This is a genomic window from Membranihabitans marinus, from assembly GCF_021729155.1.
GTDB classification, from domain to species: domain Bacteria; phylum Bacteroidota; class Bacteroidia; order Chitinophagales; family Saprospiraceae; genus Membranihabitans; species Membranihabitans marinus.
Genome location: NZ_JAJQYA010000004.1, coordinates 202,706 through 218,456 on the forward strand (window position 1 = coordinate 202,706; position 15,751 = coordinate 218,456).

General features: G+C 35.9%; 9 protein-coding genes. 6 read left to right on the top strand and 3 right to left on the bottom strand.

The window, feature by feature from the left end:
* Positions 1 to 38: 38 nt before the first annotated feature.
* From coaE to LVD51_RS04485, 5 genes are all read left to right on the top strand, one after another.
* Positions 39 to 644 (top strand): dephospho-CoA kinase, encoded by a 606-nt coding sequence (coaE, locus tag LVD51_RS04465; protein ID WP_236969991.1) that lies wholly within the window; start codon positions 39 to 41, stop codon positions 642 to 644.
* Positions 645 to 657: 13 nt separating this feature from the next.
* Positions 658 to 1,878: an ornithine--oxo-acid transaminase gene (rocD, locus tag LVD51_RS04470; RefSeq protein ID WP_236969992.1), complete on the top strand. Its 1,221-nt coding sequence runs from the start codon at positions 658 to 660 to the stop codon at positions 1,876 to 1,878.
* 353 nt (positions 1,879 to 2,231) lie between these two features.
* Positions 2,232 to 5,366: a tetratricopeptide repeat protein gene (locus LVD51_RS04475; protein WP_236969993.1), complete on the top strand. Its 3,135-nt coding sequence runs from the start codon at positions 2,232 to 2,234 to the stop codon at positions 5,364 to 5,366.
* 24 nt (positions 5,367 to 5,390) lie between these two features.
* Positions 5,391 to 7,004 (top strand): porin family protein, encoded by a 1,614-nt coding sequence (locus tag LVD51_RS04480; protein ID WP_236969994.1) that lies wholly within the window; start codon positions 5,391 to 5,393, stop codon positions 7,002 to 7,004.
* Positions 7,005 to 7,009: 5 nt separating this feature from the next.
* Complete coding sequence (locus tag LVD51_RS04485; RefSeq protein WP_236969995.1) at positions 7,010 to 7,543, top strand: hypothetical protein; 534 nt, start codon at positions 7,010 to 7,012, stop codon at positions 7,541 to 7,543.
* 85 nt (positions 7,544 to 7,628) lie between these two features.
* Here LVD51_RS04485 and LVD51_RS04490 read toward each other — a convergent pair whose 3' ends face one another.
* A complete protein-coding gene (locus LVD51_RS04490; protein WP_236969996.1) occupies positions 7,629 to 10,010 on the bottom strand; it encodes a TonB-dependent receptor in 2,382 nt (793 codons plus the stop codon).
* A gap of 435 nt (positions 10,011 to 10,445) precedes the next feature.
* On the bottom strand, positions 10,446 to 11,540 hold the full coding sequence (locus LVD51_RS04495) for an acyl-CoA dehydrogenase family protein (RefSeq protein WP_236969997.1): 1,095 nt from the start codon (positions 11,538 to 11,540) through the stop codon (positions 10,446 to 10,448).
* Positions 11,541 to 11,679: 139 nt separating this feature from the next.
* Here LVD51_RS04495 and LVD51_RS04500 point away from each other — a divergent pair, with 139 nt between their 5' ends.
* On the top strand, positions 11,680 to 12,168 hold the full coding sequence (locus LVD51_RS04500) for a hypothetical protein (protein WP_236969998.1): 489 nt from the start codon (positions 11,680 to 11,682) through the stop codon (positions 12,166 to 12,168).
* A 5-nt stretch (positions 12,169 to 12,173) separates the two neighbouring features.
* On the opposite strand, the gene smc is transcribed toward LVD51_RS04500, so the two are convergent.
* On the bottom strand, positions 12,174 to 15,725 hold the full coding sequence (gene smc, locus LVD51_RS04505; protein WP_236969999.1) for a chromosome segregation protein SMC: 3,552 nt from the start codon (positions 15,723 to 15,725) through the stop codon (positions 12,174 to 12,176).
* Between the last annotated feature and the right edge of the window lie 26 nt (positions 15,726 to 15,751).

Consider the following 15,751-nt stretch of genomic DNA (forward strand, 5'->3'; position numbering starts at 1 on the left):
ATTTTTGTTTATATCACAAATTTAACTTTATCCAACAAATGACAAAAATAAAGCACTTTGGAATTTCAGGCGGCATAGGAAGTGGCAAGAGTTATTGTGCTCATTTTTTTAACCTATTGGGCATTTCTATCTATTCTGCTGATAATAGAGCCAAGCTCCTTATGCGATCTAATCCTGAAATCAAACAAGGACTGATCGAATTATTCGACAATAAAATATATCTCCCCGACGGCAATATTGACAAAGTGCGAATATCCAAGGCTTTGTTTCAAGATATTGAAATTAGAAATGCCATAAATGCTTTGGTACATCCCATAGTAAAACTAGACTACTTGGACTGGCAAAAACAACAAACGGGACCATTTACTCTAAAAGAATCTGCCTTAATAAATCCCGATCCTAATATTCATCAACTTCACGGTATCATTATGGTCAATACTCCAGTCCCTATTAAAATACAACGACTAATGACAAGAGATCAAAATGATGTCATCACTATTAAACGCAAAATGAATAGCCAAAATCATATTCCTGAATTAGCGGAAGTCGCTGATTATTCCATCGACAATAGTGGAACCATTGGTCTACTCCCTCAAATAATAGAAATTTACAATCAGATATCACAATCTTCCAAGAACACATAAATACAATAACACTATGAAAAATAGTAAATATTATATAGATCTAGAAAATCAATTTAGCGCCCATAACTACCATCCCCTTCCCGTAGTTTTATCAAGAGGTGAAGATATTTTCGTATACGATGTAGAAGGCAAAAAATACTACGACTTTTTAGCCGCCTATTCTGCCGTTAATCAAGGCCATAACCATCCTGCCTTAGTTCAGCAATTAATAGATCAAGTCTCACAATTGAGTTTGGTTTCAAGAGCATTCCACTCTGACCAACTCGCAGTTTTTGCTCAATATATTTGCCAGCTCATGAATTACGACAAGGTCTTGCCTATGAATACTGGAGCTGAAGCCGTAGAAACCGCAATTAAACTTTGCAGAAAATGGGCTTATGAAAAGAAAAACATCCCGACCAATGAAGCCAAGATTATTTTCGTTCGAAATAATTTTCACGGCCGTACTTTAGCCGTAATCTCAGCCTCCATCGATCCTTCAAGTACTACAAATTTTGGTCCATTTCTTCCAGGATTCACTATCATACCTTATGATGACTTAACCGCATTGGAAGCAGCACTAAATGACAACAATGTAGCTGGATTTATAGTAGAACCCATCCAAGGTGAGGCCGGTGTTCACATCCCTTCTGATGGCTATCTAAAAAAAGCCGCCCAACTGTGTCGAAAAAACAACGTACTCTTTATCGCAGATGAAATCCAAACAGGTCTATGCAGGACTGGAAAAATGCTAGCTTGCCAATACGAAGACATACAGCCCGACATTCTAATCCTGGGCAAAGCCTTATCGGGTGGTCTATATCCTGTATCGGCCGTATTGGCCGATGACGAAATTATGCTCTGTATTCAACCTGGAGAACACGGGTCAACCTATGGTGGAAATCCCATTGCTTGTGCTTTGGGGCAAAGGGCTTTACAAATCTTAATCGATGAAAAACTCGGAGAAAATTCATATAATATGGGACTCAGATTTAGGAATAATTTATCCTCTTCACTCGGTAATCGTTCAATAATTCGATCGATCAGAGGTAAGGGGCTAATGAATGCTATAGAATTAGATGTCAGTGAGGATTCTACTACGGCATGGGATATTTGTGTTGCTCTAAGTAAAAAGGGCTTACTTGCCAAGCCCACTCATGGCAATATCATTCGCTTCTCTCCCCCACTAACCATCCGCGAACACGACATCGATACATGCACTGAAATAATAGAACAAGTCATATCGACCTATTAACATCTTTGTATTAACATTTTACTGAAGGTTGTTAAGCCATCGAATTTTCCTGTGTAAAATCTATTATACATCGACATACTAAAGATTAGACTTCCATCGTCATCATACTCATTATCAGAGTTATAATACAAAATTCGAGGGCAATTCTTCTTTTGAGAAAATGCAGATAATTCATACTTAAAATCACACAGAAACCGTTGTTTACAAAGAATATATAAAATAGTTATTTAACATATCATAAAATTCTTAGATTTGTACCATGTTCATTGTAAAATAACTTTACATATACATAAGAATAAATACAATAAATACCCTCAATAAAGCTTTTTTAAAAGGTAAAAGTCAAACACTATATGAATCGTAAACCATTCAGAGCCTTAATTATCGTAGGTTGCTTATTTATCTTCATGTCTACCTATGGGCAATATTCCTACAAGGACCTAGATGATTTTAAACAATATCGACAGGCATTGGAAATGTACAATAAAAATGCCTTCGCTCAAGTCATCCCATTGGTCAATGCATTTTTGAAAGAAAACAAGAAAATTTACGAATCTGAATTTGAAAATATAAGGATTCATGCGGAATTAATCAGAGCACAATCGGCGCTGTATAGTGATCAGCCCGATGGAGAAGAGTTATTGGTTGATTTTATCGAAACCTATCAGCCCGACCCACAGGCCAATGAAGCACTTTTCAATCTAGCGGATCATTATTTTAGAAATCGCAAATTTGATCAAGCCATTAAATACTACGGTCAGATAAGCACGGGAACTCTAAATGTCGAGCAATACAGTGAAACCATTTTTAAATTGGGATACAGCCATTTTGTAAAAAAGGACTTCGATGCTGCCATTGAAGTATTTGCAAAAGGTCAGGGCATTCAAGGACCTCATTATACCGACATCAATTATTATTACGGGTTATGTGCTTATTTCCAAGAAGATTATCGCACGGCCATAGCTTCATGGAAAATTGCCGAACAGGATAATAATTACAAAAAATTAATTCCATATTACTTGACTCAAATTTACTTTGCCAACGGTCAATACGATGAATTAATCTCCTATGCTCTACCCTTCTCAAGTCAAAAGGGTATTAAAAATCAAAAAGAAATCAATCACCTCATTGGTCAAAGTTATTTTGAACTGGGTCAATATAAAGAAGCCCAACCATATTTAGAAGAATATGAAGCCAGTTCTGGGACCATGAGAGCTGAAGACTTTTATCAATTGGCCTATGTCCAGTACAAAAATGAAGATTTTGCCAAAGCCATTCCCAATTTTAAAGAATTGAGCAATGAAAACAATACTCTCGGTCAAACAGCAATGTACTACCTAGCGGAATCTTATTTAAGGGAAGGTGATAGAGCTTCTGCGAGAAATGCATTTTACAATGTCGTTCAATTTCCTGAAAACCTAAACTTAAGGGAAAATGCCTTATTGAACTACGCTAAATTATCAGCGGAATTGGAATACGACGTCGATGCCATCAATGCTTTTTCCAAATTCTTGCCCACCTCCCAATATTACGCCGAGGCACAAGATTTAATGGCAGAGGTGTTGATTAATACCAAAAACTATCAAATGTCTATTGAGATAATGGAAAAATTAGATCAATTGACACCGGCGCTTCAGAAAGCATATCAAACCATTACCTTAAATCAAGCCAAGTTAGACATCCAAGCCAAAAAGACTGCTCAAGCCTTAGTCAACTTGGATAAAAGTTTGAAATACACTCCTATCTCTAGTCTTCAGTCCAACACATTCTTTTGGCAGGGGGAACTTTTAAATCGCGAAGGAGAATATGCAAAGAGTGAATCGGCATTAAACAAATATTTTGCCTTAGCTAAAGCCTCTAATAATCAATATGAAGAATTTGAAGTATCCGATGCATATGCCCACTATATCCAGGGATACAACTATTTAAAGAACAATGAGTTCACCTATGCCATTCAACATTTTGAAAAGAGTATTAGTAGTCAAAACCAATTGAATGCTGCATCCAAAGATCAAAATTCCCTTTATGAGAGAATTGAAGGTGATGCTTATATAAGAATTGGAGATTGTTACTTTAAGCAGAGAAATTACAGCAAGGCCATAGCGAGATATAATACTGCCATTTCCAAAAAAGTAGCTGGTTATGACTACGCTATATATCAGAATAGTCAAATTCACGGATTGACCAAACAACCAGAAAAAAAGCTAGAATACCTAGATCAATTAATTCGTGAAATACCTAGCTCTACATATGCTGATGAAGCATTATTGGAACAAGCTGACACCTATATAGAAATGGGAAAAAGCCAAAATGCCATACTGCCTTTACAGACCTTGGTCAATCAATACAAGGGCAAAAGTAATTTGATCAACAAGGCCTATTTTAAACTCGGATTATTGGAATACAACCTCGGAAACAGTAGTGCCGCTTTGGCCAATTATCAACTTATTCTAAAAAACAATCCTACCAGTGAAGAATCACAAAATGCCCTTGCAGCAATAGAAGAAATCTACGTTATCGACCAAGGCAATACCGACGCTTATTTTAAAGTATTGGAATCGATACCGGGAATGAAAGTGGGTGAAAAACAAAAGGATAGTTTACAATATAGCGTTGCCAATACTTACTACATCAATGGTCAATACCCTCAAGCAGTAGCGGCCTATACCGAATATTTAAAGCGATATGGACGAGGGTTCTATGCGTTGGAGGCTTTGTACAATCGAGCTGAATCCAATGTATTGATCAAAGACTTTGGAGCTGCATTACAAGACTATGAAGCTGTAGTCGCCAAAGGAAGCAGTTCATTTTATAATGATGCAGTCAAAAAAGCGGCTATCATTGCATTCAATGACCGTGAAGAATTCAATAAAGCTTTGAAGTACTACGGTTTATACGAAGCTTTAACTACGGATAAAGAAGAAAAATTTGATGCACAGATCAATGCGTTAAATGCAGCTTTTAAAGTATCAGACCAAAAAGCGATCTTAAAATTTGCAGACTTAGTAAAAAGCAATTCTTTAGCCAATGCCCAACAAAAAAGTTTAGCTCATTTCACATTGGGGAAAGCTGCACTGGAAACCAATAATGAAATAGAAGCCTTAAAGAACTTAATGTTTGTCATTCAAAACTCGGATAACGAAGCCACTGCAGAGTCTAGGTATTTAGTCGCCAAAATTCTCTATCAACAAGGAAAATTGGCTGAAGCAGAAAGCCAATCAAAAGAAGCTTATACCAAAAATGGTAGTTATCCGTATTGGGTAGCTAAGAGTTTGTTGTTAAATGCTCAGGTCTTGATTAAGAAGAATGATCTTTTTAATGCCAAAGCAGCAGTAGAAGCAGTAATAGACAATTTTGCCTCCGATCAAGAGATCCAACGAGAAGCAAAAGCCATATTACAAGAAATAACCGATTTAGAGAAAAAATCAAGCCGTATCGAAAAAGGAGCTCAGAATGGTGAGTTGGAATTGGATTACGGAAACAATTAATAAAATATAACTGAAGTATAACCTATGATACGCAAAATCATCCTATTGACTCTATTAACGAGTTCAGCCTTATATGGTCAAAACCAAAATAAAGAGTTACCTACCAGTGAAGTAGAGGTTGTAAAAGATTTTGAAGCTCGATTGGTTGACGCCAAAAGAATATCTATTGAGCCCACGACTACCCATAAGGTAGAATCTGAACAAACATTTCAATATAAGGTTGAGGATCATCAAGAATCTATCACTTACAATCCACCAGTTATTAAGCCTATGGCTTTTAGAATGGGTGATGGCCCCGACCCCTATGCTGGGTATTTAAAATTGGGAGCTGGTTATCCACTTAACTACTTGGTACAGGGCGGCTACAATATTTTTGTAAATGAAAGTATACGAACCAATTTATTTACTGATGTAAGAGGGATTCAAGACCATGAAATTGAAAGTAGAAATGCATTAAACATCGACTTTAGAGGGGATCTCGACTTTTACTCTGATTTAGGGGTGAAAATCAATGGCTATATCGGTTACAAAAACAATCAATACCAATATTATAACCCGGCTGAAGAAATTATCGATAGTAGTTTAACCGTGGATAAAATCAAATACACTGATTTTTTAATGGGAGTAAAAATCAACAACTATGAAGAAAATGATCTGGGTATAGATTACTCATTGGCGGTTGAGGGATTATTTCTAAAAACCAATTTCGCCCAGAAAAATAATACCTTTAATTTACTGGGTAATATCCACAAAAAATTTGGTGACCATTGGTTGGCTTCTCTCAATCTCAACAGTTTCAACGACCATTATAAAGAGGAGGCTGAAATAAAACAAAATTATTTTGAATTCAATCCTTTTGTACAATATTCATCGGGCAATATTAAAGTTAAGGCCGGTGCAATGTTGTTGTCTTCAGGAAGTGACACTGGTATAAAGCCAGATGTTGAATTGGAATATTCTATGTTAAACAATAGACTGAATATATTCGTAGGAGCCACAGGTAAATACAAAGTCAATAGTTTTAGATCCTTCCTCAACGAAAATCCATTTATGGATCACGTATTCGATAGTCTATTCTTATCTGATATCAACGACTATTATGTCGGGGTAAAAGGAAGTATGACTGGGATTAATTACAACCTAAAAGGAGGATTTAGAAGCATCAAAGATTTGGCCGTTTACAATATAAGTAGTCAAGATCCTTATATTTTATATGCGCCTATTTTTGATGATGCCAAAAATACTTATGTAGAACTTTCCGTCAGTATGCCTATCATCGAAAAGTTAAATGCTTATGCATTGGTGAGATACGACAACTATAAAATGGATGTTCTTGAATCTGCTTATTATATACCTACTACTAAAGTCCAATTAGGTGGTAAATATGGTTTATTGAATGGTAAATTAAATTTAGGTTTGGATTTTAGTTTTCTATCCGCAGTTGACCATCCAGAAAATATGCTTATGGAAACCAACTCTGTATTCGATGTCAATATTAATGGTGAATATTTATTCACCGATAATTTTGGAGCCTTTCTCCAATTTAATAACTTGGCTGATAGTAAATACATTCGCTGGCAGGATTACCAAGGAATTGGTATAAATGCAGTAGCTGGAATATCCGTAAGATTTAAATAAAATATATGTCACCAATACAAGATCTAGTACACAAGGTAAACAAGTACAAATCCACCATTCAAAACACCATTGAATACAGAAAACAATGGGAAGATGGTACAAAAGAAGAAATTAAAAAATTTCTGAATCAAGTAATTGAAGAAACAAAACTTCCAGCAACTATTGAACTCAGGGCTGGAATGGCCAATTTGGAGTCCATCGTATTCTCATTGGGTGTAGAACCCAGCGGCATCTTTGAACGAGTGGGTCAAGAGTTCAAAAAAAATCTATATAAAAGCAATGGAATGTTGATCTTTCAACAACTCTTCAATGGCAAGATTGTTATTCTTATTGCTTATCCCCATATTGAAGAAATCGCTGAACCGAAACCGCCGAAGAATATAGAAATTATCCGTCCCGATGAGTTAACCAGTGAATTTATGTTTCGCTATGTCGACACCTTTCTCAATGAGATCATTGAATGGGAGGATTTCGATGATAATTTACCTCATAAAATAGGGTTCAATTCAGGCTTTCAAAACAACGGTCTCGTAGTATAGACATCGTAATTTAAAATAAAAAGGAAAACCCCGGTTAAGAATTATCTTAACCGGGGTTTTCCTTTTTGAAGAATATAGATTATTCTTAAATCTTAATATTGAGGGAGAACATAAAGTGAAATCCTGCTTGAGGATAGTAAAAATTGTAATCTTCTTTCACTCCATTATAATAATAGCCATAGGTATAACCATTGGTCTCATAAGCTGCTCCAAAAATATTTTTCAAATCAAGACCAAACCTCACTTCCTTCATTCGAGGTGGAGTAAGTAAATAATTCAGACGAATATTGGAAAATGAAAAAGGATCAATACTTCTCGACTCATTCTCTGTATTGTCTAGATATTGACGAGATACATATTTAGTCTCCCAGCCTATACTCGCATTCTTAAATGGACTATATACCCATCCCAAACCAGCTACACAAGAGGGAGAAAAACCAATTACTGTGCTTTCAAAATTTTCAGAGGATTGTCCAATAAGATTAAAATCGACATCGTATTCATCTACATACTGGGTGTAATCCTTTATTTTGTTGCTGCTTAAACCTAAATTACCAGTTATGTAAAGCTCTGGCAATATTCCATATTGGGCATTGATTTCCAAACCTGCTCTATAACTCTGATCGACGTTACTGCGCACATAGCTTCCCACATCGTTTATTTCTCCTGTCAATACCAATTGATCTACATAATACATATAATAGAGATTGGTTTCTAGATTAAGCTTTTCATTGGCCAATTTCACACCGGCCTCAAAATCATACAATTGTTCTGGTTTTGGACGACTGTCAATACTGGATTCTGTATAATCGTTGCGATTGGGTTCCCTACTCCCTTTGGACAGGGAAGCATATACACTTAAACTTGGGCTGACAACATGGGACAATCCAAATTTTGGATTAAAGAACAATAAATCTGCTTCTTGTTCTACTTCTTCCCCATTGCGATTTAATCCCAAAAATGAATAATAGATATTACGCAACTGTAAATCTAAATACAAGGAAGTTTTATCCATTGTTTTAGTCGTCTTTAAATATACATTGCCATCGTTTTTAAGAGCATCATTTTCATAATATCGATCGTAAATATTAGAGGTGGAAGCATATTCAGCCCATAAGATTTCACCAAAATGCAATCCCTTATATTGAAAAAATCCCAAACCTGCTGTCATCTCTAAGGAAGGATCAACAGACCATGTCGTATGTGAGGTAAAGCCATAAAAATGGTTGTCCAACCATCTGCGTCTAATTAAATCCGTACTAGAGATGGTAGTATCTCCAATCACAATGGGGGTCAAAGAATAATCTGAAAAACTTTGTCCTTTTTTATCCTCTTCATAATACCCTTTTCCCGGAGTGTAGTTCAATGAAATATTCCAATTCCAATTGGTGGCCAACTGTTGAGAATAATGTAATTGAAAATGAGACTGAGTGTAATTATCTGTCTGATCTTCATAAGTGAATTCATTAAAAGTTCTATCATCATCCAATTTACTTTCTGGCACACCATTCCACGCTTGGTAGGTTTTCTCTTTTCCAGAAATTATATTGAAACGCAAGATGTGATTATTACCATACCATGCTCCCGACAAATACAGGGAAGACAAATCAGATGTAGCGCGATCTATAAAGCCATCTGAAGTGATTCTAGACAATCTCGCATCGAGGGAAAATTTTTCATTAATCAATCCTGTCCCCAATCCTATAGTGTTTTTAATGGAATTGAATGACCCCAAACTATTATTTAGAACAATATATCCCTCTCGATTCAAGGTATTGGTTGATATATTCAGACTCGCTCCAAAAGCACCAGCCCCATTGGTAGATGTACCCACTCCTCGTTGAATTTGAAGACTTTCTACCGAAGAAGCAAAATCGGGCAAATTAATCCAAAAAGAGCCTTGACTTTCCGCATTATTTAATGGGATTCCATTAATTGTAGCATTAATACGAGTTCCATCGGATCCTCTAATTCTCATTCCTGTATAACCGATTCCGTGGCCAGCATCAGAGGTAACGACAATACTCGGAGTCATCTGCAATAAATAAGGTAAATCTTGACCTATATTTTTAGCTGCAATCTCTTCTTTATCTATATTTTGAAAAGTCGTCCCTGTATTTTCTGCCGCGCGTATTCCTTGGACGACGATTTCATCAGAAATCACTTGAGCCGAATTCAAAATATACTTATTAAACCGAAGCAAATCTTCTGTTATTTCTTTGCTTTGAGACTCATACCCTATATGGGAAATATGCAACTCCTTATCTTGGCTGGAAATATTGTCTATTGAAAAATATCCATTCTCATCTGACACTGCCAAACGACCACTGGGAAGAACTTTAAAATGGACTCCTATAATACTCTGACCTTTGTCATCTATGACTTGGCCACTAATTTGAGCCTGTGAAAACACCATAACCGGCATCAATACCAAAGGGATTAACCACCCTATCATTCGATTCAACATTTAATCTAATTTTTAAGTTTTCTGAAATATTTATACAATCGAATAATACTTTCAAATACAGATTAATCACTATTTCTTACCATCTTAGACCACTAGTGTGCACGCAAGTGATCAGGCCAAGCCATAGCAAATTCTACATTCACATAAATGTGATCAAAATTTATGTACATTATTTAATTGTAATCCAAAATTCCTACGCCGGCATTACCCGGATCAGGTACTCTAATACATTTATGGGGATAGAAATCCAATAAATCATTAGATGGGTATATTCTCAGCCTGTAATTACGTTAAAAAAAACTAGGCACCCCTTTCAGACATCGCAAAGGTATAAAAATTTAGTGAAATTTGAATTCACTATTTTTTTCAATCCATAAACACATCGCAACAAACTGTCTTTAAGTTTATTACGACATCTATAAAAATATATATTATCTATTTAGATATTTTAGTCGACAATGGTGAAAGTAAATAATGACTGGAACCTGTGACAATATTTCTAAAAAGTTGATTTAAACGAGTATTCATCCTTGCTCCTTCCATTCCTGTGTAACGATGACACTCATACAGGTGATCCAGATAATTAGACGTTCCATCTATACATAGATTATAGAAAGATTTTTCCTCTTCAGAATTTGAATTACCACTGATACTCTTGGCCCACAACAATTCTAATTTATCATAAAAGACATCTTTAAAATTGTCCATCATCACTTGGGTTTTCTTTGCCAAATCCGCAAGCTCAGCCAGTGGTTGACCGCTGAATTTGTGCTCCATCCAGATTTTAAAATTATCCAGATAATCACTCATCATTCCCATCATTACTGGCATAAAGACGGCTCTGGCAAAATAGTGAAATGGCAATTTATACAATGGAGTTTTATGGCGCAAATTATCAGAAGACATCACAAAGGTATGTTCTTTGGGCACAAATACATCTTTGGCAGAAAAACTATGGCTTTCAGTAGCCCTCAGCCCCATTCCATTCCAATTGGGTAAAACTGAGACATCGCTGGGATCCATGATGACAGATATTATCTGCGGAGAAGTTGAATGACCATCATCCAAAATACAATTCGCAGTTACCATAGAAGCATAGCTTATACCACTGGCATATTTCCAATCTCCTGTTACTCTATATCCATCTTTTTCTTTTATTGCACGTCCGGTAGCATATCCAGATCCTGCGACAACTGATTCAGGACGTCCGAAAAAATATTGAGCCACATTGGGTTCCAAATAAGCTGCAAATACTCCAGCTCCAGCTCCAATCTGAATCAACCAAGCCAAATTACCGTCAATTTTAGCATATTGTTCAATCAGGGAAACAGCTGCAGGAAAATAAAAATCGCCTAAAGTCATTGGCATTTTAAAATTCAAAATATTTTGGGGTACAAACATATGGAATAAGCCGTGATTGTAAATATGATCTAGCCAAACCTTAGGAATTTTTTGATCCTCGTCAACTCGATTAGCAACAAATTTAATTTCAGACTCTGGTCCAGATAATTTTTCGATTAATGACTGCATAGAATGGGGTTAGATTTTACTGTAATCAAAAAGATCTCAAAATAGCAAACAGTTAAAACTCTAAAATAAGATTAATATTATTTTAGCTTTTAACGGTAAATATGAAAAAATTAAATAACTTTCTTACATTTATATGCATATGACAAGATCAATTCTATATCATCTTATTGTTGCTTTATTGGGTATCACATGGTTGTCCTCATGTGTAAGGAAACCAGATTTTCCAATTGAACCACAATTGACTTTTGTAGGAATGAATGATAATGTTATGGTGCAAAATAGTTTCAACACAGATTCTATCGTTGTAACCTTTTCATTTACCGATGGCGATGGCGACATTGGTAGTGATTCTTCCAACATATTTGTCGTTGACACTAGGGACGAATTCAAGGCAGCTTCTTTTTTTATTGACGATTTACCTGAAGAAGGTGCTTCTAGAGGAATAGAAGGGGAAATATCTCTGACTATTTATACGACGTGTTGTATTTTCCCCGACGGCACTCCACCTTGTCAAGCTTCTTTAGTCTATCCTACCGATACTTTGCAGTACGAGATCTACATGGTAGATAGGGCGGGAAATGAAAGCAACAAAATACGTACGAACCCCATTATTATCCTCTGTCAATAAAAGGATTAATTAACGGCAAATTCCGCCACCTTGTCCAAATGACGAAAATCAACGGCAGCTACATTGGACACTCCTGTATTCTCCATAAATACACCGTAAATAATATCTACGGATTCCATAGTTAATTTATTGTGAGTCACAATAATAAATTGAGAATCCCCTGAAAACTCCTGAATTATTTTGTTAAACTTATAAATATTGGCATCATCCAAAGGAGCATCTACTTCGTCAAAAATACAAAACGGAGCAGGCTTCAATAGATACAAGGCAAAAAGTAATGCGGTTGCAGTTAAGGTTTTTTCACCTCCAGAAAGTTGACTTATCGATTTGGGACGCTTCCCTTTGGGTTTAGCAATGATATCAATTTTAGATTCTAAGGGATTATCGGCATCCAACAAAATTAAATCACAGTCATCATCCTCGGTAAACAACCTTCTAAATACCTTAATAAAATTTAATCGAACCTCATCAAAAGCTTCTTGAAACTTTTTAGTCGCAGTATTTTCAATCTCATCCATGGTTTCCACCAATTGATCTCGCGCTTTTAGAACATCATCCCTTTGACTTATTATACTTGAATGTCTCTCGCTTATTTCTTCAAAAGCTTCTACAGCCAATGGGTTAATATCCCCATAATTAGCTAGTCTATGACGCATTTTTTTTACCCTTTCTTCTACCTCTTCCTCTGAAAATTCTTCGAAATATCTTTTCTCTGGCATGGACTCTTCGGTAATATCGAATTCGATTTTTAATCGTTCAATGATCTTGGCATACTCAAATTGCTCGGTATTCATTTTTTCGTTGAGCTCGTTGATCAAGACCTGGACATTTCTTTGATTTTGGGCCATTTTTTTGACTTCCGATTCCATATCACTTACCTGCATCCGAAAACCGTAAAAAACCTTTTCTACATCGTTGAGTGACTTCTCATTTTCCTTGCGCTCATCAAACCATTTTAATAATTGATCTTCACTATTCACTATCTTTTCTCTTAGTTCAGATATGGTTTCCTTCCCCTGCTGTTGTTTTTTCTGAGCCAAGACTATAGATTCTGTTAAATCCTTGATTTTATCTTCGGAATATTTATATTCTTGCTGCAGCTGTTTTACCAAATTTTGCTGTTGAATCTCTTGAATATTGGCTTCATTGAACTGTTGTCTTACTTCGTTGTACCGCTCCGACAAAATCCTGTAATCATTATCCCGTTCTCCCAAGGACTGTTGATTGGATTTCAATGTATTGGATTTCTCTAATAAATTAGACTTTAAGTCATCGAGATTTTTGACGTTACGTTGCTGCCTTTCCTTTAGACGCTCCCATTCTTTATTCAATTCTAGGATCTCCCCTTCTGACATTTCAATAGTGGTTTCTACCTTAAGCTTTTGTCCCACTAGGGTGTTTTTCTCTTGAATCAATTTTTGAAGTTCCTGTTTTAGCTGATTGGACTTCAATTGATTTAAATCGCCAATAATCTTATGTTGATCAGCCTTACACGACTTTAGTTCAAGTTCTATTTCATCAATTGACTGACTCAATTCTTCTATTTGCTGCTTACGCCCTAATTTATTGCCTTCAAACAAACCAATACTTCCCCCCATCATCATACCTACACTTCGATGCATAGATCCATCAGTAAACAAAAATGTCCCCTCGTGATATAAATCCTTTTTACTAAAACTTGAATCTACTACAAAATATGATTGATTAAATAGGGCATAAAAAAGAGATTTGTATTTTTCCTCGCACTTGATAACATCCAATACTGGGATACAACCAGGAATACTATCCATTTCTTGAACTCCATTTGTCTTCCATTCATTTAAAATAAAAAACCCTGATCGCCCTTTATTTTCTCTTGCCAAAACTTCAATAGCTACATTGGCTTCATCAAAGTCCTCAACCACAAAGTAATTGAGATAATCCGCTAAAAAGTGTTCCAATATCCCCCGATAAGAAGGATCTACCGATAAGATATCCGAAAGAAGGATTCTAGAGGATTCCCACTGCTTATGTTTACTTAAAAATTTTATACTTTCTGGAAATCCTTCCATATTTCTCACAAACTCCTGTAATAATTTTCTTTCATTCGTCTTAGCGTCCAATGCTCTATTGAGGCGATGGAACTGTTGTTTGCTACTTTCCAGATCTTTTTCCTTGTCTTGGATTTTTTGACCGACTTCTTCGATCTCTTTTTCTTTATTAAAAATTTTATTTTCTAAATCCGAAAGTGTGGATGATACCGATAGCAACCAATCCTGTTCTTGTTTTAATTTATGACTTCGTTGTTCTACTTGATTTTTTATTCGAGCCACAGATTCATTATAACTCTGTTCCTTGGATTGCACTACTTGAATATCTCGCTCGAGATTTAAAACCTCTTTTTCTAATTTTCTAGTTTCGATAAACATGGCGTCTACTTCCATTTTTATCGATTCATATTGGGACTTAACTGTAGTAAGTTGCTCCTCAAGTTTACTTTTATTGGCAGCGTATTTTATGTAGACTTCTTCAGCATCTCCACATCTTTGAGTCAACGAATGTTGCTTGGTAACTAAGGTCTCTTGTTGTTTTTTATAGCTCTGTAAATTTTCGCTAGCTTCAGTAACCTCTTTATCCCTAAATTTCAATTGCTGCTTTAATATTCTAATATCTTCTTCCTTCCCCCTGATCTTGGCAATGGTTTTATTGATATCTTTTTGGGCATCACTCAACGCCAACTCTTGATCTAAACTTTGCTTTTTTAGACTTTCAATCTGGGCTTCTTGTTGGGTGATTTTTGCATCGATTGAAGCATAAGCTTCTTTTTCTTTTTTAATACTAGACTCCAGTCCTGATAACTTTTCCTTAATTCTTCGACTGCGTATCAATGCCAAATCCACGGCCAACTGCTTAAAATCTTCCTTGATTTCGTAATATCTTTTGGTACGTTTGGCTTGTCGTTCTAGGGCTTTAAGATTTTTTTCAATTTCAAATACCAAATCCTCAATTCGCTCCAAGTCATCCTCAGTATTTTTTAATTTCTTTAGCGTTTCCTTTTTACGACTTTTATACTTTGAAATTCCAGCGGCTTGTTCAAACATATGACGCCGAGCATTTTCCTTATCGGCCAATATATCGTCTACCATACCTAGAGCGATTATGGCATAAGAATTGGATCCAATTCCTGAATCTAGGAACAGGTTTTGGATATCTTTCAGTCTACATTTAACCTCATTAATCCGATATTCACTGTCGCCATTCCTAAACAGTTTACGGGTGAGGGCTACTTCATTGAACTCTGTTGGAAGTAGATTTTTAGTATTTTGAAAAGTAATGGTTACCGTTGCGGCATTGGAAGGTTTCTTGGTCTTGGAACCATTAAACAAAACATCGCCCATGCTCTCCAAACGCAATTCTCTACTGCTCTGCTCACCCAGGACCCATCTTATTGCATCTACGATATTCGATTTGCCTGAACCGTTGGGACCAACAACTCCAATAATATTTTCATCAAATAGGATATGGGTTTCATTCGCAAAACTCTTAAACCCTTTTATTTCAATTCTCTTCAACCGCATAATCCAAAAATATAAGGTATTTTAAG